Annotated in this window: 31 protein-coding genes, 2 tRNA genes and 1 pseudogene; 27 read left to right on the forward strand and 7 right to left on the reverse strand. The window is 44.0% G+C overall.

The features are described 5' to 3' along the window. Positions 1-183: 183 nt before the first annotated feature. Positions 184-612, forward strand: a complete 429-nt coding sequence (locus EGV92_RS13260; protein ID WP_131669788.1) for a GFA family protein — start codon at positions 184-186, stop codon at positions 610-612. Between the two features lie 326 nt (positions 613-938). On the opposite strand, the gene EGV92_RS13265 is transcribed toward EGV92_RS13260, so the two are convergent. Beyond that, entirely contained in the window at positions 939-1,694 is a 756-nt protein-coding gene (locus tag EGV92_RS13265; protein ID WP_131669789.1) for a hypothetical protein, read from the reverse strand. Positions 1,695-1,801: 107 nt separating this feature from the next. Here EGV92_RS13265 and EGV92_RS13270 point away from each other — a divergent pair. Both EGV92_RS13270 and dps read left to right on the forward strand, forming a co-directional pair. After that, a pseudogene (locus EGV92_RS13270) lies at positions 1,802-2,286 on the forward strand (AAA family ATPase). Positions 2,287-2,836: 550 nt separating this feature from the next. After that, positions 2,837-3,319 (forward strand): DNA starvation/stationary phase protection protein Dps, encoded by a 483-nt coding sequence (gene dps, locus EGV92_RS13275; RefSeq protein WP_131669790.1) that lies wholly within the window; start codon positions 2,837-2,839, stop codon positions 3,317-3,319. A 129-nt stretch (positions 3,320-3,448) separates the two neighbouring features. On the opposite strand, the gene EGV92_RS13280 is transcribed toward dps, so the two are convergent. The 4 genes from EGV92_RS13280 to EGV92_RS13295 all read right to left on the reverse strand — a co-directional run bounded on the left by EGV92_RS13280 (position 3,449) and on the right by EGV92_RS13295 (position 6,577). After that, entirely contained in the window at positions 3,449-4,105 is a 657-nt protein-coding gene (locus EGV92_RS13280) for a DUF2059 domain-containing protein (protein WP_242678757.1), read from the reverse strand. Positions 4,106-4,191: 86 nt separating this feature from the next. Beyond that, positions 4,192-5,268: a cation diffusion facilitator family transporter gene (locus EGV92_RS13285; RefSeq protein ID WP_131669791.1), complete on the reverse strand. Its 1,077-nt coding sequence runs from the start codon at positions 5,266-5,268 to the stop codon at positions 4,192-4,194. Between the two features lie 70 nt (positions 5,269-5,338). Further along, complete coding sequence (locus EGV92_RS13290) at positions 5,339-5,884, reverse strand: DUF2059 domain-containing protein (protein ID WP_131669792.1); 546 nt, start codon at positions 5,882-5,884, stop codon at positions 5,339-5,341. Between the two features lie 135 nt (positions 5,885-6,019). Next, positions 6,020-6,577 carry an acyl-CoA thioesterase gene (locus tag EGV92_RS13295; RefSeq protein WP_131669793.1) on the reverse strand — a complete coding sequence of 186 codons (558 nt, stop codon included), beginning with the start codon at positions 6,575-6,577 and terminating at the stop codon, positions 6,020-6,022. 691 nt (positions 6,578-7,268) lie between these two features. Here EGV92_RS13295 and EGV92_RS13300 point away from each other — a divergent pair. The 7 genes from EGV92_RS13300 to EGV92_RS13330 all read left to right on the forward strand — a co-directional run bounded on the left by EGV92_RS13300 (position 7,269) and on the right by EGV92_RS13330 (position 14,261). Continuing rightward, entirely contained in the window at positions 7,269-8,471 is a 1,203-nt protein-coding gene (locus EGV92_RS13300; protein WP_131669794.1) for a pyridoxal phosphate-dependent aminotransferase, read from the forward strand. Between the two features lie 231 nt (positions 8,472-8,702). Then, positions 8,703-8,778 (forward strand) — tRNA-Asn (locus EGV92_RS13305). 270 nt (positions 8,779-9,048) lie between these two features. Continuing rightward, entirely contained in the window at positions 9,049-9,750 is a 702-nt protein-coding gene (locus EGV92_RS13310; RefSeq protein ID WP_131669795.1) for a YqiJ family protein, read from the forward strand. 127 nt (positions 9,751-9,877) lie between these two features. After that, the gene (locus EGV92_RS13315; RefSeq protein WP_131669796.1) at positions 9,878-11,962 is read left to right on the forward strand and encodes a flotillin domain-containing protein; all 2,085 of its coding nucleotides are present in this window, start codon (positions 9,878-9,880) and stop codon (positions 11,960-11,962) included. 440 nt (positions 11,963-12,402) lie between these two features. Further along, a tRNA-Asn gene (locus EGV92_RS13320) sits at positions 12,403-12,478 on the forward strand. Positions 12,479-12,729: 251 nt separating this feature from the next. After that, positions 12,730-13,047 (forward strand): CopG family transcriptional regulator, encoded by a 318-nt coding sequence (locus EGV92_RS13325; protein WP_131669797.1) that lies wholly within the window; start codon positions 12,730-12,732, stop codon positions 13,045-13,047. Positions 13,048-13,376: 329 nt separating this feature from the next. Further along, a complete protein-coding gene (locus EGV92_RS13330; RefSeq protein WP_131669798.1) occupies positions 13,377-14,261 on the forward strand; it encodes a hypothetical protein in 885 nt (294 codons plus the stop codon). A 207-nt stretch (positions 14,262-14,468) separates the two neighbouring features. Here the strand turns inward: EGV92_RS13330 and EGV92_RS13335 are convergent, their stop codons facing one another. Both EGV92_RS13335 and EGV92_RS13340 read right to left on the reverse strand, forming a co-directional pair. Continuing rightward, on the reverse strand, positions 14,469-14,723 hold the full coding sequence (locus tag EGV92_RS13335) for a hypothetical protein (RefSeq protein WP_131669799.1): 255 nt from the start codon (positions 14,721-14,723) through the stop codon (positions 14,469-14,471). 180 nt (positions 14,724-14,903) lie between these two features. Then, entirely contained in the window at positions 14,904-15,464 is a 561-nt protein-coding gene (locus tag EGV92_RS13340; RefSeq protein ID WP_131669800.1) for a helix-turn-helix domain-containing protein, read from the reverse strand. A gap of 231 nt (positions 15,465-15,695) precedes the next feature. Here EGV92_RS13340 and EGV92_RS13345 point away from each other — a divergent pair, with 231 nt between their 5' ends. From EGV92_RS13345 to EGV92_RS13425, 17 genes are all read left to right on the forward strand, one after another. After that, positions 15,696-16,013 carry a helix-turn-helix domain-containing protein gene (locus tag EGV92_RS13345; protein ID WP_131669801.1) on the forward strand — a complete coding sequence of 106 codons (318 nt, stop codon included), beginning with the start codon at positions 15,696-15,698 and terminating at the stop codon, positions 16,011-16,013. Continuing rightward, positions 16,010-18,223, forward strand: a complete 2,214-nt coding sequence (locus tag EGV92_RS13350; protein ID WP_131669802.1) for a Mu transposase C-terminal domain-containing protein — start codon at positions 16,010-16,012, stop codon at positions 18,221-18,223. Before EGV92_RS13345 ends, EGV92_RS13350 begins: the two co-directional genes overlap by 4 nt. Before the next feature lie 84 nt (positions 18,224-18,307). Beyond that, a complete protein-coding gene (locus EGV92_RS13355) occupies positions 18,308-19,081 on the forward strand; it encodes an AAA family ATPase (protein WP_242678759.1) in 774 nt (257 codons plus the stop codon). Positions 19,082-19,092: 11 nt separating this feature from the next. Beyond that, positions 19,093-19,812: a hypothetical protein gene (locus EGV92_RS13360; RefSeq protein ID WP_131669803.1), complete on the forward strand. Its 720-nt coding sequence runs from the start codon at positions 19,093-19,095 to the stop codon at positions 19,810-19,812. Continuing rightward, on the forward strand, positions 19,805-20,095 hold the full coding sequence (locus tag EGV92_RS13365; protein ID WP_131669804.1) for a hypothetical protein: 291 nt from the start codon (positions 19,805-19,807) through the stop codon (positions 20,093-20,095). Before EGV92_RS13360 ends, EGV92_RS13365 begins: the two co-directional genes overlap by 8 nt. Then, positions 20,083-20,490 (forward strand): XRE family transcriptional regulator, encoded by a 408-nt coding sequence (locus EGV92_RS13370; RefSeq protein ID WP_131669805.1) that lies wholly within the window; start codon positions 20,083-20,085, stop codon positions 20,488-20,490. Before EGV92_RS13365 ends, EGV92_RS13370 begins: the two co-directional genes overlap by 13 nt. A gap of 62 nt (positions 20,491-20,552) precedes the next feature. Continuing rightward, positions 20,553-21,173: a DUF3164 family protein gene (locus EGV92_RS13375; RefSeq protein ID WP_131669806.1), complete on the forward strand. Its 621-nt coding sequence runs from the start codon at positions 20,553-20,555 to the stop codon at positions 21,171-21,173. 269 nt (positions 21,174-21,442) lie between these two features. Then, the gene (locus tag EGV92_RS13380) at positions 21,443-22,456 is read left to right on the forward strand and encodes a nucleoid-associated protein (protein ID WP_165525629.1); all 1,014 of its coding nucleotides are present in this window, start codon (positions 21,443-21,445) and stop codon (positions 22,454-22,456) included. 18 nt (positions 22,457-22,474) lie between these two features. Then, positions 22,475-23,668, forward strand: a complete 1,194-nt coding sequence (locus EGV92_RS13385; RefSeq protein ID WP_131669808.1) for a hypothetical protein — start codon at positions 22,475-22,477, stop codon at positions 23,666-23,668. Positions 23,669-23,862: 194 nt separating this feature from the next. Then, entirely contained in the window at positions 23,863-24,105 is a 243-nt protein-coding gene (locus EGV92_RS13390; RefSeq protein ID WP_131669809.1) for a hypothetical protein, read from the forward strand. A 136-nt stretch (positions 24,106-24,241) separates the two neighbouring features. Then, a complete protein-coding gene (locus EGV92_RS13395; protein ID WP_131669810.1) occupies positions 24,242-24,682 on the forward strand; it encodes a gp16 family protein in 441 nt (146 codons plus the stop codon). Continuing rightward, entirely contained in the window at positions 24,682-25,086 is a 405-nt protein-coding gene (locus EGV92_RS13400) for a Mor transcription activator family protein (RefSeq protein WP_131669811.1), read from the forward strand. Before EGV92_RS13395 ends, EGV92_RS13400 begins: the two co-directional genes overlap by 1 nt. Before the next feature lie 173 nt (positions 25,087-25,259). Continuing rightward, positions 25,260-25,787 carry a TIGR02594 family protein gene (locus EGV92_RS13405; protein WP_131669812.1) on the forward strand — a complete coding sequence of 176 codons (528 nt, stop codon included), beginning with the start codon at positions 25,260-25,262 and terminating at the stop codon, positions 25,785-25,787. Between the two features lie 12 nt (positions 25,788-25,799). Further along, positions 25,800-26,120, forward strand: coding sequence for a hypothetical protein (locus EGV92_RS13410; RefSeq protein ID WP_131669813.1), 321 nt, complete (start codon positions 25,800-25,802; stop codon positions 26,118-26,120). Continuing rightward, positions 26,113-26,325 (forward strand): TraR/DksA C4-type zinc finger protein, encoded by a 213-nt coding sequence (locus EGV92_RS13415; protein ID WP_165525630.1) that lies wholly within the window; start codon positions 26,113-26,115, stop codon positions 26,323-26,325. The genes EGV92_RS13410 and EGV92_RS13415 overlap by 8 nt, the downstream gene beginning before the upstream one ends. Beyond that, positions 26,322-26,663, forward strand: a complete 342-nt coding sequence (locus EGV92_RS13420; protein WP_131669815.1) for a hypothetical protein — start codon at positions 26,322-26,324, stop codon at positions 26,661-26,663. Before EGV92_RS13415 ends, EGV92_RS13420 begins: the two co-directional genes overlap by 4 nt. Continuing rightward, complete coding sequence (locus tag EGV92_RS13425; RefSeq protein ID WP_131669816.1) at positions 26,663-26,968, forward strand: hypothetical protein; 306 nt, start codon at positions 26,663-26,665, stop codon at positions 26,966-26,968. Before EGV92_RS13420 ends, EGV92_RS13425 begins: the two co-directional genes overlap by 1 nt. Position 26,969 lies beyond the last annotated feature (1 nt).

Below are 26,969 nucleotides of genomic sequence, written 5' to 3' on the forward strand. Positions count from 1 at the left end.
TGACTGGCGATGTACCCGTTATAAACAAGTTTGACTTAGATAGTAGGGACTTAGATAGTAGGGATGGTAATAAAATAAAACTTAAATAAAAACCCAAGCCTAAAACTATAGCTTGTTAATTTATTTTAAAATATATGTTAAATTAAACTTATAACAAATAATTATTCATTACCAAGGGTGGCTATGAAAGGAAAATGTCTTTGTCAGAGAGTAACGATTGAGGTTGCTGATAACAGTAATTTTGATGCTTGTCATTGCAATAAGTGCCGTCGTTGGGGTAGCGGTCCTTTCTTATCCATAGATTGCGGCTCCGACGTGACGATTAATGGCAATGAGCATATCAGCCGATATCAGTCATCCAAGTTTGCCGAAAGGGGGTTTTGTAGTTACTGCGGTACTCATTTATTTTATTACTTTATCGCTGCTGAAGAGTATTTTTTATCACTGGGTATCATCGAAGCCGATATTGATTTTAACTTCAACTGTCAGATATTCTTCGATAAGAAACCGGACTATTATCAATTTGCAGACAGTACGCAGGTATTGACTGAGCAAGAGGTGTATGAAAGCTTTGACTTGGTAGACAATATCCACAATATCGATGATCTATAAGCCAATTGCCCATCAGTTGGGCTATCCATAGTGCAGTACAGTGAATTCAATCTAACAACAATACTGGGACAAGTATTTATAGCCCCTGTCAGCGCGCTTGCAGCAAGCTAGGACGGTTTATACCAGTATGGCACTTGAGCTTACTTGTATCTCTTTATTTTCTGCGGGCTATGTTGATATGTTTAGACGTGACTAAGCTATCATGGTTTTTTATTTATAACGGTGTCATTTATTAGATAGCCCCATAGTTGCTAACCTGCACCTTCTTTATTATTTTCATCCAGTAGCCACAATGATTATAGTAGCTACCATCGTAACAACCACCTTTAACGATCTAAAAGTACTCCTGATACCCCCTGCTCTGTTACTGAGTTTATCGGGTAGGTATCAAGCACCAATAAATCCTGACCCGTCCATGCCTTACACAGGGCCATGACATCTTCTTCATCAGCAATATTAGTGATGTCAGGGTTGTTGAATGCTGCTTGTGAAAACATAGCCTCGCAGGCGTGCTCATTATCCAGTCCCGTTATATCGATAAACGTTAGCTCGGCTTCTTGCTCAGTTTGCACGCCTATATTGTGATAGACTCTGCCATCAGCATACTGAAAATAACGAACAATCTGCCTCTCCTCTACTTGCTTCCAACTGACATAATCTACAACTCGATAACTCCCAAAAGCATAGTAGCTCTCTAAGATACCATCTAATAAATCTAACTCATCTGCAAAATTCAGAACATACACCCAACCATTTAATGCTGGTGTAATGAATACGTTTGAGCCACCACGACTTGAGTAGACGTAACTCACGCCCTCATTCCAAGATAAAAAACGCTGCTCTTCAAGTCCAATGGCATTAGCAAAATCATTGAGCGACCAGCCTCGTGCCTTAAGCTCACCCTCTTTGACCATATACCAGCACATCTTAAAGCCAAATCCTGACAGCCATTTTTTGCGCGACTCACTTGCTTGCATTTTTAATTCAGCCACCGTAAGCATGCGCCCTTGCTTATCAGTAAAGCCAGATGGCCTGTCATTATTTTTGCTAAAAAACGCTTTTATTCTATCAATGGTTATCATTATTTATGCCTTTTAGTGAGCCATGCTAGCTTTTGGTCTAGTTATAATTTTATAAATACCTTTGCGCTTCAGTTAACATTATCATAACTTATCCACGATTTAGCGCGATGCAGATTATTATATTTATTGGACTTCAAGGTGCAGGCAAGTCTACCTTTTATCAGCAGCAATTTTTTCATAGCCATATTCGGCTCAATAAAGACATGCTCAAGACCAGCCACCACTTGCAGCTTGTCTTGCCAGCAAAGCCAAGACTGTGATTGACAAGACCAATCCCACCATTGATGAGCGATTACCCTTTATTACAGCTGCCAAAAAGCCAGGGTTTGAAGTGGTCGCTTATTATTTTGACTGCCCATTTAAGGAAGCTTTGGCAAGGAATAATCAGCGCAAAGGTAAAGCAAAAATCCCTGAGATTGGTGTCAAAGGCACTGCTAAAAAGTTACAGCCGCCAAGCTTCGATGAAGGCTTTGATAAGATATTTATTGTGACCCTACATAATGATCAGTATTTTTATACAAAAGAGTACCAGCCTGATGGCTCTCAAGCCGCGGATAGTGACATTAGCAACGATGAAGCACGATCAAAATAGACCATAAATAAGACACGAGTTAACACAAATAGCTACCTTAATGATAGCCATTAAATAAAGAGCCAATTAAAGAATGGGTACTGCGCTTTGAGGATTTAGACAGGCGATTGCGAGAAAACAAGCTACCCCTTTGGCACAAGCGTGGTACGGTTTGAGCATGCCTAGGTTGCTGCTCTGTGGCCTCTTAGCATCTGTTATCAGCAAAAGTTAATTCTCTATTATGAGCCGCTTGGCTAACCATCGGTCACTTGTACTTATTATATTTCAATTTTTAGCCTGAAGGTCTTAAGTTTTGATTGCCTACTGTAGAGCAATTTCTCCTTTACACAGCAGTTACAGTAATCAGATGAAATGCCTACCAATCAGCGTCACTTTTAGAAATAATAATTGTTATCATTTACCAAGAGTTAGTAAATTTGCGTATTTTACACTACGCCAGTTTATTAGTTCTTTAATCGTACTACCAAACTGTAGTACTCCCGATTAATACTCTTTCAATAACAATACTTTTAACCAATTAACTTTTAACCAATTAATAAAGGACATAACTATGAGAGAACGTTACGCAAGTGGTTTAGACGACAATACCGCCAAAAAAATGGTTGACCTGTTAAATGCCAATCTAGCAAACTTAATAGACCTTACTTTAGATGGCAAACAATGCCATTGGAATCTCCAAGGCTCGGGGTTTATTGGGGTTCATCAACTATTAGACGAGACCACCGAACGCCTTCGTGAAGTGTCAGATACCATTGCAGAACGTATCGTCATTTTGGGTGGTGAGCCAAATGGTCTAGCCAGCCGCGTCGCGAAAGACTCTGTGCTAGATGATTATCCTACTGACATTACTGAAGTCGATCAGCACGTGCGTGAGCTGACCAGCCGCTATAAGACCGTCGCTGAGACGCTTCGTGAAGCTATTGAGACCGCAGGAGATGTTGGGGATGAAGACACAGCGGATCTATTCACTGAAGCCAGCCGTATCATCGACAAAGACGCTTGGTTTATCGGTGCCAATAACCCTAAAAAGTAATTGGTTATTGTGCTAATTGAAATTGTAAACTAGCAACAACTAGCTTTGATTAACAATCAATAAAAGGTCTCCTAATTAGGAGACCTTTTTAGTAAGATAATTTATTGCCTAATCGAAAAAATAGCTTATTTACAGCATATCTTTGACAATCTTCTTCACTTGCGGCAGTAGCTCACTAAGCTGCGACGCCGTCTCACTCATGTCATCAGGCATTGACTGCTTTAAGAAAGCTGCTACTACTTGAGGCTGCTTGTCCAAGATACTTTGACCAATGGGGGTATCATAAAAAGCAATCTGAGCATCGACTTCGGCCTGCGTATAGTAAGCTTTAGCCGCAGCGATATAGGCCTGAGTCAGGCTCTCAGTGTCAGTAGCATCATCAATAGTTCCCGTCATGATTTTGACATATTGTCCCAATAACCCTTGAACCTGCTTGCGAATCTCTCGTTGACGTTGCTTTAACTCATCATCAGACGACTGATTACGATGCTGAGTTTGCGAGTTAATGGCTTCAATGGCCGCTTGCTGACCATTGATGATCGCCTCTATCTGCTGATCAACACGCATGACTTGCATCAACTTGATGATAGAAGCGTCCGTTGGCGCTTGAGCCTGAGTCAGCTGCGCATTAGTAACCATTATTACTTTATCAGGCGCTTCACTATGAATAACCAGCTCGGCATTAGCGCTATGCATGCCGAAAGCCGTCATAATAGCTACCCACATTGCTGACTTTAGAGAAGGCACTCTGAGAAGATATTTAGCAGTTAATGTTTGCTTAGGCATAAAGTATTCCCGATTATAAAGAGGCTGTGGAGCATTGTGATGGGTCGCTATTCGATTAGTCTAGGTTGCTTTGCTAGATTGTTTGACTAGCTTGTTTTGCTAGGTTGCAAGATAGGCGCGCCGGGAACAGATAAAGTCAGTACCGCCTCCTGAAAGATAGGATTGGCACGGAACTGATTCTCGATAAGCTCAAATTTGTGCGCCACTTGCTCTTCTAATTTATTACCAGCGATATCGACAGCCGCTACCATAAACATCTTTTTAGGCCCTACCCACTCAAGATGCAGATAAGAGACACTATCGATGTCAGGATGGGCGTTTAGCTCTGATAATACATACTCATGCATGGAATCAGAGACTTTAAGACCTACTAAAAAGTCGCGATTGCGGCTAATCAAAAATATTGCTACCGCTCCGAGTAGCACCCCCACAATAATAGAGCCTAGAGCATCCCAAAATGGCTGACCGGTATAAGCATGTAGTCCCATACCAATAGCCGCGATGACCAAGCCCGTCACCGCAGCCAAATCTTCAAAGAACACCCCGCGCAGCGTCGGATTAGAAGTATCCACCACATAGCCGAGTGCACTGATATTCATAGCCTCGCCATGCTTTTTACTTTCGCGGTAAGCTTGCATCAGCGAGATACCCTCTAGTACGAAGGCCACGGCTAATACAATAAAGGCGATGGTATAGTTGGTCTCCCCTTCAGGAGCATTCCACTCTTTAATTCCCGTATAGATTGAGACAATTGCCCCGGCAGTAAATACCCCAAAAGCCGCAATCATTGACCAGACATACGACTCCTTGCCATAGCCTAACGGATGACTGGTGTCAGCTGGTTTGACAGATTTTTTCTCAGCGACGATCAGTAGTGTGCCATTGCCTGTGTCTGCCCATGAATGCGCCGCTTCTGCGATCATAGAGGCAGACCCTGTCATAAAAGCAACGACAGTCTTGGCAATGGCGATAAGGAAATTAGCCCCAACCGCGATCAGTACGGTAAGCATCGAGTTATCTTTACTATTTTTGTCCGCATCACCATCTGGTGCACCATTACCAGCATTGCCCTTATCCAGCATACCAGCCTTTGCAGCTCGCTCAACAGCGGCAGCTTGGCTTAGATGACCTGTTACTCTAGTCACAGATGGCTTGAGACTCATGATACTCTCTTTACTCTAGACCATAAGGTCAGTTAGGACGGTCGGTGTAGCGATAACCTGATAATTCGAATCAGTCTTCAAGGCCAAGTGCTTCAATCTCTGCTTGCATCTTGGGCATGATTTTTTGTATTTGTTGCATAGAGGCTTCCATAGCGATTGGCATGGCCTCTTTCATATACTCTTGAAGCATCGCTGGTTGCTTATTAACGATACTCTGCCCTACATCCGTACTATAAAAGTCAATTTGAGCATCGACTTCTTCTTGAGTGAAGTGTTTTTTGGCAGAGCGGATATAAGCCGCTATCATCTGCTCTTCAATTTTATTAACGAAAGCCTCGTTAAACATCTCTTTATTGTACTTTGAGATAATTCTGCTCAGCTCTTGGCGTTGATGGTCATCCATCTCATCTTGAGGAAAGCTCTCTAATGAGCTTTGAAGCAGTTGATCCATCATATTATTATCAGGTGTGATCATCTGTTCCATCATCTCGCTTGACTTGGTGACTACCATCAGCTGCTTTAATGAGGCGTCAGTCGGTACTGCAGCTTGCACTGGAAAGGACATTACACAGCCTAAAAGCACGGCCATCGCTGTCTTATTCAGTATTGATCTCATCTTCTTATCCTTAAAGTGGTGATTGCGTTTTTTAGTATTCGTTTAGTATTCGTTTTATCCCTAACTCTTATATTTCTACAGCGCTAAGCTTAGGGGCACTATAAATGACGGTTTGTCTCATTAACTGCTATTAAATTATAAATCTTTTTCACTATCGTTACTGCCTTCGAGCTCACCGACGAAGTCGCTGACATCACAGCTAGGACGCTTAGACTCATCCATCCGTAGCTTTTTTCGCTCAAGCGCAGCATCGAATCGGCATTGCTGCAGCGCTGACTTAATATTCAATGGAGGCACTGGTGTAGGCTTACCATTGTCATCGATAGCGACCATTGTAAAGTAGCAACTGTTGGTATGGCGAATCGTTCGCTGTTGCACATTTTCGGCCTCGACGCGAATGCCAACCTCCATTGAGGTACGACCGACATAGTTCACACTAGCGGCGAAGGTGACTAATTCACCAACATAGATGGGCTCGCGAAACATCACCTGATCGACAGATAGCGTCACCACATGATTACCGCTATAACGACTGGCACAGGCATAAGCGACCTGATCTAGCATCTTAAGTAAGTCACCACCATGCACATTACCGATAAAATTTGCCATATCCGGTGTCATCAAGATAGACATGTAGAGTTCGTGCTTGACGGGGGCTTTTTTGGCAGAGGTAGAGGTATTACGCTGAGACATAGACATCCTTAATGCAGTGACTGTATAGACTGACCTAATCGCTCGGTCAATGTGATTCCCACCGAATAAAATAAATGGTCGAGCCGTTATTTCAAGGTCACAGTTTACTCCAACTTATACGCCGATACCAGTCAGCCTACCTATGCATTAAGCCATGAGGTCAATCAAAGCATCCAGCAGTAGCCTTACTACTGCCTAGCAGCCCTCACCATGGTCTGTGCCAAGCGTAAGGCTATTCACGTTAATCTGGTCTATAAGCTCAGAGCGCATAGCTCAAAAAGAGCAAACTTTTAATTAGTAGTTTTATTGCAAGATAAATTTGATGTTACTGCTATAGATAGTCATCTGCTGCGGCTATCTGAACACAAAAATCCTTTGTATGAATGATACATCACCAAAAGAGCTGACTCAGCCATCAAGTATCTGGAGGCATTTACTGACTAGCAGTCATGATGGAGATGAGGCTGCATAAGGTATGCTTAGCCACTGAGTACCAAGTTTAAAATGATTTATCCATAGATTTCGAGCGATTTTGTAACGGGCTGACGTACACAGGACTATAGTGTCATGCTACAATAACTTGATTAATTCGTCTTATTCGGCATAAATCTAAATTGGTATTTATTCGCCCGACTATTCAAAATATTTTCGAATTCATCGCCCCTCCCTCATCTACCAAAAAGGATAATTTATGAGTGACTTACAACTCTCTGATCGCGTCAATAATATTAAGCCTTCACCAACATTAGCCATAACCAATAAAGCCAAAGAGCTTAAAGCTGCTGGTAAAGACATTATTGGCCTAGGAGCAGGTGAGCCTGACTTTGATACCCCCGATTACATCAAACAAGCAGCGATTGAAGCTATCAATAATGGCTTTACCAAATACACCGCAGTAGACGGTACGCCTGAGCTTAAAAAAGCCATTATCGATAAGTTCAAACGTGACAATAATATCGACTTCGCGCCAAATGAGATTTTGGTATCAGTCGGTGGTAAGCAGTCATTCTTTAACTTAGCGCAAGCCTTTATTAATGCCGGTGATGAGGTCATCATCCCTGCCCCGTATTGGGTCAGCTATCCGGATATGGTTAAGATTGCCGATGGTGTTCCTGTCATCGTTGAGTGCCCAAGCGAGCAAGACTTTAAGATTACCCCCGAGCAACTAGAAGCCGCGATTACCCCTAAGACTAAGCTTTTGGTGTTAAATAGCCCATCAAACCCAACAGGTATGATTTATACCTTAGATGAGCTTAAAGCTATCGCTGAAGTGCTTAAGCGTCATCCACAAGTGTACATTGCCTCAGATGATATGTACGAGCATATCCGCTGGACGGGCGATAAGTTCTATAATATCTTGAACGCTGCACCGGAGCTTAAAGAGCGCGCTATTATCCTAAATGGTGTCTCTAAAGCCTATGCTATGACAGGCTGGCGTATCGGCTATGCAGGTGGTCCAGCCAAGCTTATCGGTGCGATGAAAAAAATCCAGTCACAGTCGACATCTTGCCCTACCTCTATCAGCCAAAAAGCTGCCGAAGTGGCTATCAATGGCGATCAAAGTGTACTGGCACCTATGATTGAGGCTTTTGAGCAGCGCTGCGATCTTGTCGTTGAAGGCTTAAATAACATCAAAGGCATTACTTGCCTACGTCCAGACGGTGCATTCTACGTGTACCCTGAGATTAAGCCATTGATCAAAGCTGCAGGCCTTAAGTCTTGTACTGAGTTCTCTGAGTGGCTGCTGGATAAAGTCGGTGTTGCCGTCGTGCCTGGTGATGCTTTTGGCCTAGGTGGCTATATGCGCATTTCCTACGCGACTGACGAAGCGACATTAAAAGATGCTTTAAGCCGGATTGAGAAGGCTGTCGCTGAGCTAGATGTTGAAGCTTAATGACCACACGCTAAAGCCTCTTGCTCAATCACTATAATATAAGCAAGAGGACGCAATCTTAGCTACCAGTCTTAACTACAAAAAGTCGCCAAATTGGCGGCTTTTCCATATAACGGCAAAAATTTTAGTAATAAATTCAAAAAAAGGCTTGACGTTCCTGATAACTTTGCTAGAATACGCCCCACTTAACGCAAACGCTGTTTATCAGCTTTTATTGTTAAAACCAGTTATTCCCCAATAGCTCAGTTGGTAGAGCATCGGACTGTTAATCCGTGTGTCCCTGGTTCGAGCCCAGGTTGGGGAGCCATATTCTAGATAGCAATACTTATAGATTGATTATTGGCTAATGCCAAAGCCCTTATCTTCGGATAAGGGCTTTTTTTATGCTTTAAATGTAGCTAAGCTCTCTATCAGACTTTATTGTCATACGCTCCTCACAATCTTGCCATAATCTAGATATATTCAAATTTATTCACAACTTACTAAGTACACTCCTATCCTAAACTTCGTGACTTTTATCATCTATTTAGGCTACACTTAAGTTAACTTTTTTAAATAATTATCATTAGACAATCTCATGTGGGAAATTTTTGACAGTTCAGCGCTTGCCCCCTTCGCTATTGCTGGGATGGTGCTAATTATCTTATTAGTCGTTGAAATTATTAGTTTTTTCTTTGGCGGCGTCAGTGGGTTTTTGGACAATTTGTTACCCGACTCATTAGTAGATGCTGACTTTGACGCTGATATGAGCCTAGATGCCGATACTGATGTGAGCTGGGGCTTGAAAGCACTCGACTGGCTATATGTCGGCCGTATTCCTACTATGATTTTGCTGATCTTGTTTATTGCTAGCTTTTGTATCAGCGGTCTTGTCATTCAGCAGTTGTCACTATCTATATTAGGCCACTACTTATCACCTTGGCTTGCAAGCCTTGACGCCTTAGTCCTAAGCTTCCCCTTCTTAAAACTTGCCGCATCCTTGCTTTATCCCATCCTTCCCAAAGATGAAAGCTCGGCAGTCAGTGGCGACTCCTTGGTGGGGCGACAAGCCCATATTTTAATAGGTTATGCCAGCGTGGGTAGCCCTGCGCAGGCAAAGCTCACTGATGAATATGGTCAGACCCATTATGTGATGGTCGAACCTGACCCAGCGCACTTTAGCGATACTGATGCTGTACATCTCGACAGTAATGCTATAGCCCCTACAACGATTACCTCAAATGATCAGCTGGTGATCACTGAAAAGATTGGAGAACGTTATTTGGTCAAAAAGTTATAACACCATGAGCGCATTGCAATGACTTCAATGATAGATAACCTCTACTAGGTTACCAATCACAATATCCAATCAAAATTAGAAATATGATTAACACAGCAATACTAAAAACTAAAAGATAAGGACTTTTATGAATACGCTAATTTACTGGTCGATCATCGCTGGTGTTATCGTCGTCACCCTCTTTATTATTGGCTTCTTTTTGACGCGGCTATACACGCGCGCTAGTAAAGAAGTCTCCTTTGTCAGAACGGGCATGGGCGGTGAGAGTGTCATTCTAAATGGCGGTGCTTTTGTGCTGCCGGTACTTCACGAAGTCATCCCCGTGAATATGAATACCTTAAGACTTGAGGTTCGCCGTGCAGATAACGAAGCATTAATCACCAAAGACCGGATGCGTGTCGATGTCAAAGCCGAGTTTTATGTTCGAGTACGGCCACTTAAAGAGTCGATTGCCACAGCAGCCCAGACACTGGGTATGAAGACCATGGCACCAGGTGAGCTAAAAGAGCTGGTCGAGGGTAAATTCGTCGATGCCCTTCGCGCTGTCGCTGCCGAGATGGATATGGAAGAGCTGCACGAAAAGCGTGTGGATTTCGTACAACGCGTGCAACGCGCCGTATCAGAAGATCTTGCCAAGAACGGTCTTGAGCTTGAAACCGTATCATTAACAGGACTTGATCAGACGAGGTTTGAATACTTCAATCCCCAGAATGCCTTTGATGCTGAAGGTCTTACCCGGTTGACTGAAACCATTGAAGCGCGTCGTAAGCTACGTAATGACATTGAGCAAGAGACAGACCTTGCGATTAAGACCAAAAACTTAGAAGCTGAGCGTAGCCGAATAGACATCGTCCGCGAGGAAGAGTACGCCAAGCTAGAGCAAGAGCGTGAGATCTCTATTCGCCGCGCCGAGCAATCTTCAAATATTGCCACCGAAGAGAGCATGAAACAGCGTGAGGCTGAAGAGGCGAAGATTGCCGCTCAACGTGAGATCGATCTAAAACGCATCATCGCTGAGCGTGATATCAAAAACCAAGACATTATCAAAGAACAATCGCTGGCGCAGGCCAATATTGAACGGCAAAAAGCACTAGAGCTGGCCGAACAAGAACGCCAAATCGCCGTCGCTGAAAAGTCGCGAGCTGAGTCAGTTGCCAAAGCCGAGGCAGATAAGGCCCGAGCCCTTGCCGTGCAGCAAGCAGAGAACGTCACGACCGTGCGTGAGCGCGAGATTGCCGAGCGTGCCAAAGCGGTGCAACTCATTAAAGCGACTGAAGAGGCTGAAAAAGACGCTATCGATATCAAGGTTGCCGCGCAAGCTGAGAAGCAAGCAGCGGCAGATAGAGCCGAAGCTGTGCGTATCGAAGCTCAAGCTGATGCTGACAAACAGCGCCTATCAGCTCAAGGTCAAGCTGATGCCCAGCTGGTTATTGCCCAAGCCAAGGCAGAAGAATACCGCGTCGAGGCAGAAGGTCAAGAAGCCATCAACAATGCGGCCAATATGCTCTCCCCTGATCAGATCGATATGCAGATCCGCATGGCACTACTTGAGCGACTACCGGCTATCATTGCCGAATCGGTCAAACCTATCCAGAATATCGATGGCATCAAGATTCTACAAGTCGGTGGTAATGGCGCAGGCATGCTCGGTCAGGGTTCAAATTCGCTAGCGAATAACGATGGCGGCAATAGCAATGGTCACTCCGGAAACTCATTAGCAGATGAGATGGTCAGCTCTGCCCTGCGCTATCGCAGTCAAGCCCCACTGATTGATCATCTATTAGGAGAGCTTGGTCTAGCAGGTGGCGGTGATATTAATGCCCTCACTGGTGCCTTAGTTGACTCACAGTTTAAACCTATAAATGGCAATTCATCTGCTGGAAGCTCCCGTCAGTCGACAAATACAAGTCGTCAGCGCTCCGCCTCAAGCTCAGCAACGGATGACCACAACAGTAAGCATGGTGATGCTAGTGCCAGTATCCAAGGGGTAGATGTCCCGACCTCAGTCAATCAGCGCGTGAGCCAAGCTATCGAGAAGGCAGATTCAAGTACTGAAGCCACGGTCAATAAAATACCGTCACTACTTGGTCAGCAGTCTCAGAGCGCTCAATCGCAGCAGCGCTCACCATCAGCAGCGCCGCAAGCCCAGCAGACGCTAAAGACGACACGCACTATCATTCAGCCAGCACCGCAGTCACCACAAAAAGACTAAATTAGCCCTGAATCAATGAGTAATACTTATAGAATAACCTCGCTTTGTGAAGCGGGGTTTTCATTTTGATAAGTGATCCAGTTATTATTTTTAATTGATTTTTTGATGTGCTTGGCTTTCTTAGCCATCTCGCGGAATATACCTGCCGAAGAGAGATAAAACCTATAACAATATAGCCCTTGTAACTGGCACTCCTTGTCGCTTGACTTCGACGTACCTTTGCCAACATAGTAGTTAAAGTCATCAATGAGCCTAGCTATAAGGTTTTGGTATTAGAGCTTGAATAGAGCTTATGGTTTAAAATTGCAGTTAATCAATAGTAATCACAAAAACTTACTTTAATTCACCACAAAGGGTTGACAGCTTACTATAGCTTGGCTAAAATACGCCCCACTTAACACAAACGCTGGTTATCAGCATTTATCGTTAAGACCAGTTATTCCCCAATAGCTCAGTTGGTAGAGCATCGGACTGTTAATCCGTGTGTCCCTGGTTCGAGCCCAGGTTGGGGAGCCATATTCCGCTAGCCAATAGCGTTATAAAGCCTTCATCGTATTTGATGGAGGTTTTTTTTATGCACGTTATTTTATATCGACTTTATGTACTGTGGCTGTTTATTTATCACAAGTTTGGCTTGATAATGCACATTTAGTCGGTGTTCATTCAACGTATTTTGATGTATCTTAAGAGTGACGGCATTCTTAAAGTATGGCGACACCGTTCATTATGACTTACTTTTTCTGACATTAATTTGATTGTGGCTTATTATGATTCATCCTAAAATAAAAAATAAATTCTCTGACCATCCACAGAAGATCAGTCGGCCTGTTAGCGTTCGTCTTACCGAAGACATGATTCGTATGCTCGAATCTACTTCAAGCGAGCTTGGATTTAAACGTATTCAGGGATTGATTCGATTGTACATTCGTCAGGGACTTGACCGGGACAATGAAGAGTACACTTTAGCGCATGACGAGGTGTTTATCGAAAGGCTGCGTAGTAAAGGTGTTAGTGAAAAGATTATCAATGAAGCCATTGCTGCTGTCAGTAGCGACTGCCCGAACGAATCACTATTGAACCAGTAGTGGTAGATTAACGTGCTAAAGCTATGGCCATCAATGCCCTATTATTCTAATTGTTTTGTGTTTAGTGATTATATTAATAGCGCTTATTGAACATTCATCTTTGTAGGCAAAAACAGTCGCAAATTTAAGCTGATTTATAAGCGTGTGGTGAATGTTCAACAGGCCTTAGTCAGTGGTTGTTTTTTAAAAGTTATTTAGTGATTATCTAGTCGCTATTTAGGTAGCTCTAGTCAGGATACTATCCTAGGCAGATATCGATGACGGTTCGACGTGCTCAATCTTTACACAGGTTTGGGAGTGAGTTTGTATTGATTCAATCAGCCCTCCTTTTGATAATTTTAACACTAAGTATAATAGATTTAACGGGCTGCGCCCCAGCGCCTAGTGACCCAAGAGAGCACCATATCGTTCTATGTGATGCGTGTGGCTCATGGCAGCATCAGCTAGGTAGCACGAAAGACAAGCTAAGTGAAGAAGAGCAGCAGCTAATAGATAATTACGTCAAGCGCATCCAATATCAGACCCCTGAACCCTCGGATGAGACTCGAAAGCTCATCAATAATCTCGTCAAGAAATATAATGTCGCTACCGATATTACCAAAGCCCCTCATGAGTTCTTAATCAGTAAAGCCATTGTAGAACAGCGCCGCTATGAGGAGCTGAACCCTTTCAACCCCACGGGTAAGCCGTTAACCTTAGCTGAGCACTACCCTATTACGGTGGTATCTTTACCGCCTGTGACGCCTATCGCTGTTACTACTCCAGCCAAAAATAACAACAGCCCATCAGACCCTAGCCTTACAAACCGTACTGACAATTCCGTCTCAGAGCCCCTAGCAGAAGCAGCACTTACAGCGCAACCACAAGATGACTATCGCCCTGAACAACGTTGGCAGCTATCCCTCTTAAATCTTGGCGATAGTGACATCAAGACCTTTAGGGGCACTTTAAAGCTGCAATTATCTGCTAATGACACCTCATTGGCAGCTTCTCCAATATCGTCTAACGCCAACATTCCTACCATTAGCGTTCCTCTGACGCAGTTTGTTCCACCCATCCCGCCGAATAAAACTGGGGGCTTCGTTGCGATTATCCCCCAAGACCTAGCCAATAAGCTAGCGCCAGCTCAGTTGAGAAATCCAGAGAGTATTAAGATTGTGATTAAGAGTGGAGAGATAGTTTTGACTAGTGGTGAGGTTGTGGCGTTTAGATAGTGGCTGTGAATTAGTACTTTATATTGCACTAAGAGGTATGGGACAGGATGGAATGAGATGGGAAGAAGTGGGATAGAAAGCCAATAACTGAGGGTCTTCAGGAGATGACTTCCATCATGGCCGAATTAGTCTGTTTGAATCTATTCTGCACTAAAGTGGACAAAATCATAATATAGACTTAGGGTTTGTAAGTTATTCTGCACTAGATTAGTCGCTCAGATATGCCATCGCTATATCGAGTAGTGCAGTCGGGTTATTGGTGTTGCATTTGAGGGTGATCGTCTTACCCACTGCATCAGATAATGTAAGGGAAGTGTTGAAATTAGGATGGGCATTGGCGCTGAGATATGTGGCTATGTCCTTTTTTTGTGCCTGAATATCCGCCTTGGGACTGGTATCGTGGCAAGATTGCTGAGTCTGTGCACGTTTTGCTGCGCTACGGTGTAGTACGAATGGTGTCATGTCACCTCCTTGTTAAATATATTAAACAGAGGCTTTATAGTACGGCTTAACACTGGGATCAACAATGATAAGCGTCAGTTACACGACACTATATGACGCATAAACTTTTTACTTGAATGTCTCTATTAAAGCAAAAGGATTTGCTTACTTTTATGCTCGGCTTAGGTGTTAGAGTGTCAGTTAGCTGGCTTTTAAGACCTTTCTCATAACCGCTGATAGGGCATTTTTAGCGCCTTTGCCATCCTCGCTATTTAGTAAACCACAAATCTGAATTATTAATTCCGCTTTAGTATGATTGTCTATCTGGAAATCTGCTAAACCCTCGACTTCATCAAGTATGTCTAGTGCATCCACTATATAATCAGGGTTGAACTCCGACCGTGCTTGTAGATGATCAGTTAGCTTTTGATTTAGCGTCCTCATGTCTTTAGGCAAAAATATACTATTAAGTAGATGCTCTTTGGCTTGGCTAATAGGCACGTCCTGAAGTGGCTTCACCACCCTGCCTTCATGTGGGTAAGCCTTTCCTATGCCTTTATGCACCCAGTCGATGTCCGCACCCGTGGCGTCGGCTATTTTTTTAGCCGTTGATCTATGGATACTGGTACTGCCTTTAGTCCAAATACTATGAAAAGTCGATTTACTTAAACCTACTCTTTCAGCAAAAGAAAAAGGATGAATTTTTTCATCATCTGACATCAATTCATATAACCGCTGTTTTAAGAGCGTGTTTAGTTCCATAGAACTATCTTCATGTAGTGAACTCATTCCAAAAGAAACTCCATATGTTCAGTACTTATAAGTTATTGATATTTATAAGTTTAAAAATAATTTTCTAAATAAGTTCATAAAATTAGTATTGAACTCTTTACATAGAACTAATTATGAACTATATTGTTTATAAATTACGAACCTAACTTCTAAATCACTCAGTATAAAATTTAGTCAATTCGACTAATTAGGGTCCATGTTATGTTGAATTATGAACAATACCCAGTCTTAAAAAGCTTTACCCAATGTGATGATGGCAGCTGGCACCCTGAGGATATAAAGGCTGCTGTACGCAAGACAGGCGTCACCTTGGCGGAATTATGTAGAGCTGCGGGAATTGCCAGTAATTCAGCCAGTAAGGCATTAATAGAGCCTTCTACCAAAGGGGAGGTGGTCATCGCTGAACATCTCAATATACCTGTGCAATTGTTATTCCCTACCCGCTGGACTACGGACGGCAAGCGCGTTAGACCAAGGTATGCGGACAAATATACCACGGTTGCTGAGATGTTGTCATGAAAAATCAGTTCGCAATGACGGAAATTATGAACTTTAAGCTTGCGGGTCTCCCAAAGACACGTCGTGGAATGGATAAATACGCAAAGAAACATGCTTGGACTTACGTTGAAGTGACTGCTTCAGGTAAAGCGGGTGTTCGTAAAGAATATCAATTGCCCGACGATTTGTTTGAGATTGTAAAAGCTAAAAAGCTTGGCGAGCTGGCAGATAAGGCTGATATAGGCGGTGCGGTCGCTGAGTTTAAGAGTGCGCCCATCAAGATCGAGTCACCTACTTTGCTTGCTGATTGGCAACGCGATTGTGCTATTGCACGCCTCGCTGTCGTGCGTCATGTATTAAAGCTCGCGGAGCTGTCCGGTAAGACTAAAGCTGTCGAAGGCTTTGCTTGCGCCAGTCGTGAGGGTCGCCTCGATACAACTTGGACGGCGACACTAAAACAGGCCAATGCTAAAAGCGGCGGTAAAGGTGGCAAAGCGACGGTGAGCCGCCGGACGCTGTTTAACTGGATTAAAGACTTTGAGACCGCTGAAGCATCTGACAATGCCAGCGCGGTGGCGCAACTTGCCCCCAAAGCGCGCGAAACCACCATGCCACCTTGGGCAGGGATACTGCTTAAGCTGTGGAGCGATCCCGCTAAACCAGAACTGGCGGAGGTCATGCGCCGTATAGAACACATTATGGCTGATAGCGGTGGTCAGATACCAAGTTACCATCAAGCCCGATACTTTTTGACGAACCACTTGGGCAGCGTCGAGCGTGAACGTGGCCGCATGGGTAGCCGAGAGATTAAGAATATTAAGCCCTTTGTTCGCCGTGATACGACAGTACTACTACCGAGCGATGTATATACCGCTGACGGCCATACCTTCGACGCAGAAGTGTCGCATCCCGATACTGGTAGGCCATTTCGGCCTGAGATCACCACTGTGCTCGATGTGCATACTCGAATGGTGGTGGGCTATAGCATAGACCTCGCTGAGAGCGGCCTTGCCGTACTTGATGCGATATCTAGCGCCGCCTGCGACTATGGTATCCCAGCTATATTCTATGTTGATAACGGCTCAGGCTATAAGAACGCGATGATAAAGGATGAGTCGTACGGCCTGATGACCCGTCTTGGTACCGAGGTGCGCCACTCTATCGCCTACAACTCGCAAGCTCGCGGGGCTATTGAGCGAGTGCACAAGTCAATCTGGATCAGGCTGGCTAAAAAACTGCCTACTTATATAGGCGCAGATATGGATCGGCAAGCCAAACAGGCAGTATTCAAAAAAACACGAAAAGAGGTCAAAGAGTTTGGAGAATCTAAGCTGCTACTGGACTGGAATAAGTTCTTGGAGCTGGCCGCTGCCGCTGTGGTTGCCTATAACAATGAGCCACACAGTAGCCTGCCCCGTCGCTATAACAAAATTGTGGGTCGAAAGGAGCACTTAACGCCTCAAGTGATGTGGGATGAACAAGTCGCCGCCATGACCGCCGCTGGTCATGAGCTGATGCTGGTATCGGCAGCTGAGCGTGATGATCTGTATCGACCCTATGTGACGCGCAAATGCCTACGCGGTGAGATTAACTTATTCAATAATAAATACTTCTCAAAAGAGCTTGAGCAATACCACGGCGAGATGATGATGGTCGGCTATGACATCCATGATGGCAGCAAGGTGTGGGTGCGTGATGCGACGCATCGACTCGTCGCTGTGGCTGAGTTTGAGGCCAATAAGGTCGCTTATTTTGCTCAATCAGCACTCGGCGATGCTCGCGAAAAACGGGCACTTGGTCAGCTACGACGGGTAGACGCGCACCGTGATGAGGTGCTGGAGAATTTGCAGCCGCATAAGGTGCTTGAGCATGTGGATAGCCAGCGACTGCCAGAGGCGGATATTGAGAAAGCAAAAGCAGCTTGGGATGAGCGCTTGATACAAGAGGCTCAGACTGCTGAGGTGGTGAATTATCAGCCTACTAAAACAGTATTGCCTGAGCCTATGACTGCACCACAATCTGTGCAAACTGATGCTGAATCCCAAGATGATCGCTTTCGGCGCTGGCTGAAGCTAGAGGCACAAGTCAGTGCAGGTGAGTTACTAGATAGAGCTGACCAAGATTTTTATGAGCTGTATCCAGAGTCAAAAATATTCGATATCAAAATGAAGGCGTATCGTGCTCAGCATGAAGCTGACTATGGAACTACGCCTTTTATGAAGTGGGGCTAGCTATTAAATAGCCCTAAATAGGTGACGGCGGGCACTGCAATGCCCACCGTCTGATTAAGTAACACGTACTCAACCGGAGATTAAATGATGCGTGATTTAGAAAGTAATGTCAATTCAGCTGCCACGTCTGGCGCTGTAGGTGTGGCACAGGTCACCAACGTGGCGGTGTGCTACGAAGCCATCGAGCGGATACAGAGCCGACATCCAAGCTTACCTGGTATCGGTGTGTTCTATGGCCGATCAGGCGATGGTAAGTCCGTAGCGGCAAGCTATATCGCTAACCGAACCCGCGCGTACTACGTGCAGGCGACGAGCGTGGGCACTAAAAAGAGCTTTTTGCAGTCTGTACTGCGTGAGATGACTATCCCTGCCGCTAAAACGGCTAGCGAGATGCTGGGTCAAATCGCTGAGGAGCTGGCTAAGAGTGGTCGGCCGTTGATCATCGATGAGTTTGACCATCTTGCCACTGGGCCAAAAGTCGAAATGGTACGTGACATCTATGAGTCAAGCCAAGGCACGATATTGGTCATCGGTGAGGAGCTACTACCCAAAAAACTTGAACGTTGGGAGCGCTTTCACGGCCGCGTGCACAGCTGGGTACCAGCTCAGCCTGCGACGGCCAACGATGCTGCACTACTGGCGGCTGTATACGCGCCTAAGGTAGCCATTGACGAACAAGTATTAGAGCAGCTGGTAGGTGCAGTTCGCGGCTCCACGCGCCGAACTTGTACTAATCTTGAGATGCTGGGACAGCGGGCGCTTGAGTGTGGTATGCGCTCGGTGACAATGGCCGATATCGACCAACTGCTGCCGCGCGGCTTTATCACAGGCGTCTCTCCTAAACCTCGATCATTTTAAGGATAAAAATTATGTGTTGTTGTCAACCTACTATAAATACCGGCTGTATAGATTTAGCTACCAAAAAATCTCGCTCGACCAGCCATTGCTACTTTAACAATGAGTTATTAAATAGCGCTCAGACTCATGCGATCGTACGTAGCGAGTATGAGCAAGTTTGGGATATGCTACGCACCCAAACCGATGGTATTACGATCCGTGATATACCCCGCACTGTCACAGGGGTGAGCTACTATAAGGCTCAGGCGTGGCTACTGACACTACTTGAGGCAGGGTATGTACACCGCCAAGAGATCTCCCGTAAATTTAAATTGCCTACTTATCGCTATACGCTGGCTCGAGATATCGGCCAGCAGCCGCCCAACCTCGACAGCCACGGCCAGCCTCGCCCACCTTCAATGAATGAGGTAGTCTGGCGTACTGCTCGCATCCTGCAAACCTTTAATGCCAATCAAATCCTCGCTAGTGGCTCAACCCCTGAGCTAACGCTCAAACTAAGTGCTGTGCGCCAGTATCTGCGTCAATTGTACCTCGCTGGCTATCTAGAGCTTCGCGAGCCTGGTCGATCTAAAAAACTCGCTGTTTACCGCTTACGTGTCAACACTGGGCCTAAGCCACCACAAATCAAGCGTGGCAAGAAAGTCTATGACGCTAACTTAGGCTTAATCGTCTTCGACCCTCAAACACCCCTACCCCCCTCTCATCAAAACAAGGAGGCGAATCATGTGTGACTGTCAAGATTGCGGCGCTAAAAATAACCACAGAATGACCACGCGTGATACAGCCCCCATTAAAGCGATGATTGATGCCACTCGCACACCTGGTGTCGATGAGTATCTGGCTGAGTCGCAGCGCCAAGCGGCTATCAAGCGCCTACCTACCTTTGAGACGCAGACTGGTAATGACATCACTCTGCTCAAACGCAATGTGGAGCAGCTGTATCGGCTGCTGGGACTGTCGCTGATCATCTTAATGGCACTATTGGCGTTGGGAGGTCTGCTATGGCTGTCATAGGGGCTATTAATATTGATGAAACTGTGGAGTGTCAAAACTCTGACAACCAGAAACACTGGACCCATTATCCGGTGACCTTGGACAACTGGATAGAGGCATGCCATGAGGAGAAGCTTAAACGTAAGATCTCTTATGCTGAGATCGCCCGGCGTATTAAATACGCCCGCCCTAGCTTGAGCCTTGCGTTGTCCGGCAACTATATCGGTGATACCAAAACCATCGCAGAGGCTTATGTGGCCTATCGTAAAGAGGTGCTATGCCCTTATGCAAAACACACCGTCAAACGTGAGTACTGCACAAATCATGCACTTGACACCGCCCCGACCCATAACCCTGCTCAACTGCGGCACTGGCGAGCTTGTCAGGGCTGCGAGCATCGGCCTGAAGGAGAGTAGAAATGAGTAGTCAAAGAAAAGCTAATGACATATCAATAAAATTAAATAACAGGAACAAGACCATGACAAATGAAATCCAAACAGTACCTGAAGGCTACATGGCAAACGCAAAAGGTCATCTAATCCCTATCGACAAAGTAAAACCTATCGATAAGCTGCGCGATGAAGAAGTTAAGAAAATGGCGGCTGTGGCAAAGAAACTCAGAGATGATATGAAGGTCGCTAAGGCGGCGCTGTTTGCCAGCTTTAATGATTTTGTTGCGCTGTCAGCTACTGAGTACAAGGTCCAGCTCGGCGGCGAGAAGGGCAATACTACCTTACTTAGCTACGATGGTCGCTATAAAGTCCAGCTGGCCGTCAGTGAGAATATCGTCTTTGATGAGCGTCTGCAGGTTGCAAAGAAGCTTATCGATGAGTGTCTGAATGAATGGACGGCAAACAGTAACGACAATATCAAAGCCATTATCAATCAAGCCTTTCAGGTGGACAAAGAAGGCAAAATATCCACGCACCGTGTGCTAAGCCTGCGAAGCTTAGATATCAGTGATGATAAGTGGCTGGATGCCATGGAAGCCATTAGTAATGCCATTCAGGTGACTGATACGAAGGAGTACATTCGGTTTTATGAGCGCGATGAGCATGGTAAGTATCAGCAGATCGCGCTTGATTTTAGTAATGTGTGAGGTGGGTATAAAGACTTATGCAATCGCACTAATTAGTGAATAAGTATTGAATAAATTACATAGAAACTCACCTTTAAGGTGAGTTTTTTTTGTAATTGTTTTAAAAAACAAGTTATTTTATTGTATCTTAATTAAAAGAAAGAAATGCTCATAAATATATTCATAAACTTTAATTTTTTAACTAATTTCTAAACACGACAACTGGTGTCGTCGGCTGGTTAGTTATTCAAAGAATGAATATTTTAAATGTTAGAATAAGGGAAATAAATATGATTAAACGTATTACCTATCACGCTCTTCTCAAAGAACAGGGTTCAACTGATAATGTCTCTATTGTCCTTAACCCTAATAAGGAACTGCCTGAAAAAGAGTCTACTACAGGACTACTTAAGGAACTTATTGACCGTTATCATAGCACTGCTGGGAAAAGCTATGGAGTCTTCGAGGAAGATGAGGATATTTATCAAACACCCAAAATACTAAGAACATACCTCACAGAAAATGATGATTTTTATAAAGCGACAGAGCATTTAATGCGTGTGCTTATGAATAAGAGTAAAAGTCAAGTTTTTACAAAAGGCGGCGTAGTTATCTTTTTTCATTATGAAGAAGAAAATAAAGACTATTTAATCATTGCCATACTTAGTGAAAAAGTTGCTTATATAGCTAAAGATTGGGATTTAGCTCAGGTTGAAGCACTTAACTATGAAAATGTAAGGTTTGCTGGACGAATTAACCTCACTGACTGGTTAGATGAATCAAGCGACACTCGTTATATTAGCTTTTTAAGAGGTAAAGGTGATGTATCTGCTTATTTTAAAGAGTTTATCGGTTGCAATAATACATCCAGACCTTTAGCAGAGACTCGGGCTTTAGTCAGCTATATAGAGAAGTTTGGAGAAGAACAGAATCTCAATTTGGACGATCTAACTGCTTTTAAAAATAAAGCAGAGGTCTATTTGAAAGATCTAGCCAATGAGTCAACTCCTTTTGCACTACAGGTATTTGCTAATGTGCTATGGCCTAGTGAACCGCAAGATTTAATTGATAGTCTTGAAGAGAATGGAAAATTAAACAACTTACCTATATCAGATGGTTTTATACCTGATAAACGCCCCTTAAAAGCGCTAAGAGTATATGCGTGTAAGACCAAGCACTGGAGTATATCATTTGATGTAACGGCTTGGGATTCAGGTGATGTAGAAGTAGATCCTGTGAATAATAAGATTATTTTCCACAATCCACCACCAGCGTTGATAAACCCTTTCAGAAAGAGGGATTAATAGAAGGGATAGAAGTTAATGCAAGATTTATTTATAAAACTTGTACAAGTATATCGTAACTCTGAGGGGTTGGCCCACTCTGATACAGTCAGTTATTGTATTTCGGATAAATGTAGTCTTGACTTAATTACGGCAGTTACTAATACTGAAATCTTTGAAGATACATCTATCTTTATCGAAACAGGCGAGGCAAAAATTGGAGAAAAGATAAAGCTTCATATTGGCCCTCCTCAACCACAGTTAGGTAGGTTGCATAGGACTTTTCAAGATTTTATTAAAGCAGACTTTCGATCAATATTTTCAACTAGTAATATTAACGAAGTGCCTTATTATGTAGCAGATATAGATTATTGTTCTCAAGACTCAACCGAACCTAAGCTGATACTGTCTTATAATGTTATTAAGAAATTATTGATAAGCTTAGAGAGAATATCTGCTTATTTAGATCGTACTAATAAGAAGTTAATTTTTGTCGGTAAGCAGACTGTAGAGATGAGCTATGATGTAGGCGATAGCTCAATTAGGTTTGAGACTACTCTTAGAGAATATGCAAATGTCAATCAAAATAATATTGTACTGATCAATAAACTGTGTGAATGGATGGAGGATGAATCTACAAGTAGACATATTGATCAGAAACGATCTATTCTGACGACTGTGCTGTCTGATATTTTTCCTTCGAATGTAGATTTCTTAGAATTTTTAAGCAATATCGAATTCATTGATAAATCAGTAAGAGGTCAGTATGGAATATACCTTGAGAACTTTAAATATGAAAAGTTTGTAAAAAAACTTGAGGATAATAGCGAAAAATTCGTAAATCGAGTTAATGACAGTATATCCAAAGTACTATCACAAGTCCTTGCTCTACCAATAGCAGCAGCTGTGCCAGTCATATTAAAAGGTGAATTAGCTACTAACCAATGGGTCGTGTATACCTCACTTTTAGCTTATAGCATCATATGTTACTTTGCACTAGACTCGCAAAAGACAGTTCTGGAGCATATTAAGAATGAAGTTAAGAATTTTGATAAAGCCGATAAGTTACCAACTAGTATGCTAGATCAATGGAATTCTGAAAAGACAAAAATTTTACTATTGGCTGATAAACAATCATATCTGTATTGGACTATGTTTTATATAACCTGTGCTGTAATGGTTTATAGTGTATTTCAACTCTGTAACTCCATACCAATACTAAAATCTTTCTAATTACCGAACGATACCTAGTCGTTAATTCTCATGATACAAACCCGATGATCAGCGAGTTTTTTATTAGTTACTATTATGCTGTACTGAATAGAATCAAATCATAGGTAACTAGCATGTCTTACCAAGCTCTAGTAATAACATTATTAATAATAGCAGTGATCATTATTAGCCTAATATCGTGCTTAATCATATCTATGTTTAAACCTGCTTGGTTTAGTATAAACGATGTAGGCAATCCTAATGGGCGGCTAACTTACTATCAGTTAGCAGGAGGTATTGGATTCGTGAGTTTGATTGTGCTAGCCCTAGGTAACGCCTTAGTAGCTGATATGGACACCGATATAGATATTGAGTCTATCGCTCTCGATGCGGGATTCTCCCCCGCAGACTATGAAGTAAATGAAGATGGCAGTCTAACCGTCTACCCATCCGAATAAATTGAATTAAATTTGAATCACCCGTCTATTGGCGGGTTTTTGTTTATGTCATCTTAAAAACCCCGCCTGTGGATAACTCTAAACACTCTATATTTGTTAGGATTGTTCATAAACATTATTAAAGTGAGGTTGACCGATGGCCTATTCTGCGCAGAAAAAAAAGATGATGCAGCTGGTACATATCGGCAAAAAACAGCTGGCTTTGGATGATGGTACTTACCGCGCAGTACTTGAACAGGTGACAGGTAAAGCTTCGAGTAAAGATTGCTCTGCCTTAGAGCTGCGTAAAGTGGTCGAACATATGGAGTCGCATGGCTTTAAGGTGACACCTGCGAAAAAGCATAAGACCTATAAGCCAGACGCTGCTACCGCCAAACAACCCTTGATCGACAAGATAGAGGCGCTACTGGCCGATAGCAAACTGCCATGGTCATATGCCGATGCTATCGCTAAGCAGATGTATGGCATCGATAAACTGACATTTTGTAGTGCGCGTCAACTGAGTGGTGTCGTCACGGCACTGACCAAACACGCGCAAAAGCAGGCCAAGTCAAACATGGAGAGCAATCAAGCATAATGAATAGCCGAGTCACCAAGACTTATCAAGACCTCACCATGCTGCTCGGTGTCGATGCGGCTGATAAGCTGGTCGCTGAATATCGTGGTCAAGAGCTGTATATTCCAGAGCCATCTCGCGCCGCTGATCATAAGCTGTCAGAGCTACTGGGAGATGAGACGGCGCGCCGCCTGTGTCACTACTGGCAAGGCGATATACTGACGATACCCATGCAGCAAGCTAAAAAAATCGCCGCGCGCAATGCTGAGATGATTAAAAAGCATGAGGCTGGTACTGATAAATCAGCACTGGCAAAAGCATATAATTTGCATGTGCGCACGGTACGTAAGATTATAGAACAGTACTATAATGAACAAGCCCGAGCGGCGTATAAACGGCAACAGCTTCAGCTGTTTGACCAATAAAGTGCACCCCCACTAAAGCCGTTAGATATTGGCGTATCTAACGGCTTTTTTGTGTCTTGTTTTTTATTTTAGTCCCCTGATAGTCAGCCTACAGTCATCATCGGAACTCAGCCCCATGCCACTGAAGGTTCAATCTTGCGACACTCGGTCTATTAACTAATACCGAGTGATCTATGTCTAATCGCAATCTATCTAATGATCCTAAATGGCTTACAGAAGCACGTGAGTATATCGGCCTAAAAGAAATACACGGCTGGCGTCATAGCCACATCATTATCCGCTGGCTGATCGCATTAGGGGCTTGGTGGCGAGATGATGAGACGCCGTGGTGTGGGGTGTTCGCCGCGCACTGTCTAACCGCTGGTGGACGATCTATTCCCCGCCACTGGTATCGAGCAAAGGCTTACGCTAAGTGTGGCACGCTCCTAAAAAAACCAGCTTATGGCTGTCTTGGTGTCATGAGCCGTAAAGGTGGCGGCCACGTCTGCTTTGTGATTGGTGAAATTAGCGATAATCGACTGGTGGTCATTGGAGGTAACCAAAACAATCAGGTGAGCATTGCCAGCTACCCGCGCAGTCGCTTTAGCCATTTTGTATGGCCTGCGCGTGGTAATGGTGTGCCCTCACTGCCGTATAACTTCCGCTATGACTTGCCATGCTACGCTCGCGGTAACTATAGCCAACCGAAATCTGAAGCTTAAGTGGTGAATAGTATGAATAACCGATTTAGTCACGAGCTAGAAATTCCCCCTAACCCCCCTTTGGGAAAGGGGGGGACGCCTCCGGTCAGACCTTTTATAGAAAAACGGGAAGTGAAGCCGCCTAACGATAGTAAGCACTGGTATCAGAGCAAGACCATCTGGTTTAACTTGATATTTATCTTGGCGAGTCTGTTAACGACAGTAGCGCCTACGCTTGAGCAGTATACGTCGGCTGAGATGTACGGCGTACTAGCAACAGCCGTTGCACTGATTAATGCGTTACTGCGATTAATAACTGACCAACCGATTAAGCAAGGCGGTGGTCGTGGGTGATTCGATAGATTATGGCAATGCCTCGGCAGCGTGCTATCTCAATGCAGCGCTGTCAAAACTTCCTGTACTTGTGCCTAACGCCGTGAGCATCTGTATTGACTGCGATGATGCTATTGATGCCTGCCGTAAGCAGGCTGTGCCATCAACCAAGCACTGCTCTGAGTGTCAACAATACTTTGATAAGCAACATCACGAGGGCAAATGATGATATTGGAATTGGAGGCTTATCAAGCTATCGGTCTAGCTATCACAATTATTGGCTCTATCTATGCCAGCGGCAAGTCATTTTTTAGCCGCTTTGAGACTGTATTAAAAGAGCGGGACGACGGACTAAAAGATGAGCTTAGCAAACTGTCAAACCAGATGAGCCGCGAATCAGAAGCCATCCGCAAATTAGACCGCGAGGTACTAATATTAAAGGGCGAACTGCCACGTGACTATGTCGCTAAAGAAGATTTTATACGCTCATTTACTGTGGTAGAAGCCAAGCTGGATGCCGTACAAAATTTGATCACTAATCTGAAAGTGGAAGGCAGAAATTAATGGACATATTGAAAGCACGCCGTGAGGGTATGCGCTGGCACCTATTGAACGCCCTAGATAAAGCGCGGCCGCTAGGTGCAATAGATACCTTGCTGCTCGATGTGGTGCGCTGTATCTATCCTGATGCTACCCCCAAAGAGCTGCACACCCAGCTGGATTATCTGGACGGCCTCAATCTGGTAGAAATCTCTAAGTACCCTACTGGTCACTGGCATGGCTGCCTTAGCAGCATTGGTGTGGACGTGGTGGAGTATACCGCTGATTGCCATGCTGGTATCGCACGGCCAGAGAAGTACTGGGGTTAAT

Source organism: Psychrobacter pygoscelis, from assembly GCF_004335015.1.
In the GTDB taxonomy this organism is placed as follows: Bacteria; Pseudomonadota; Gammaproteobacteria; order Pseudomonadales; family Moraxellaceae; genus Psychrobacter; species Psychrobacter pygoscelis.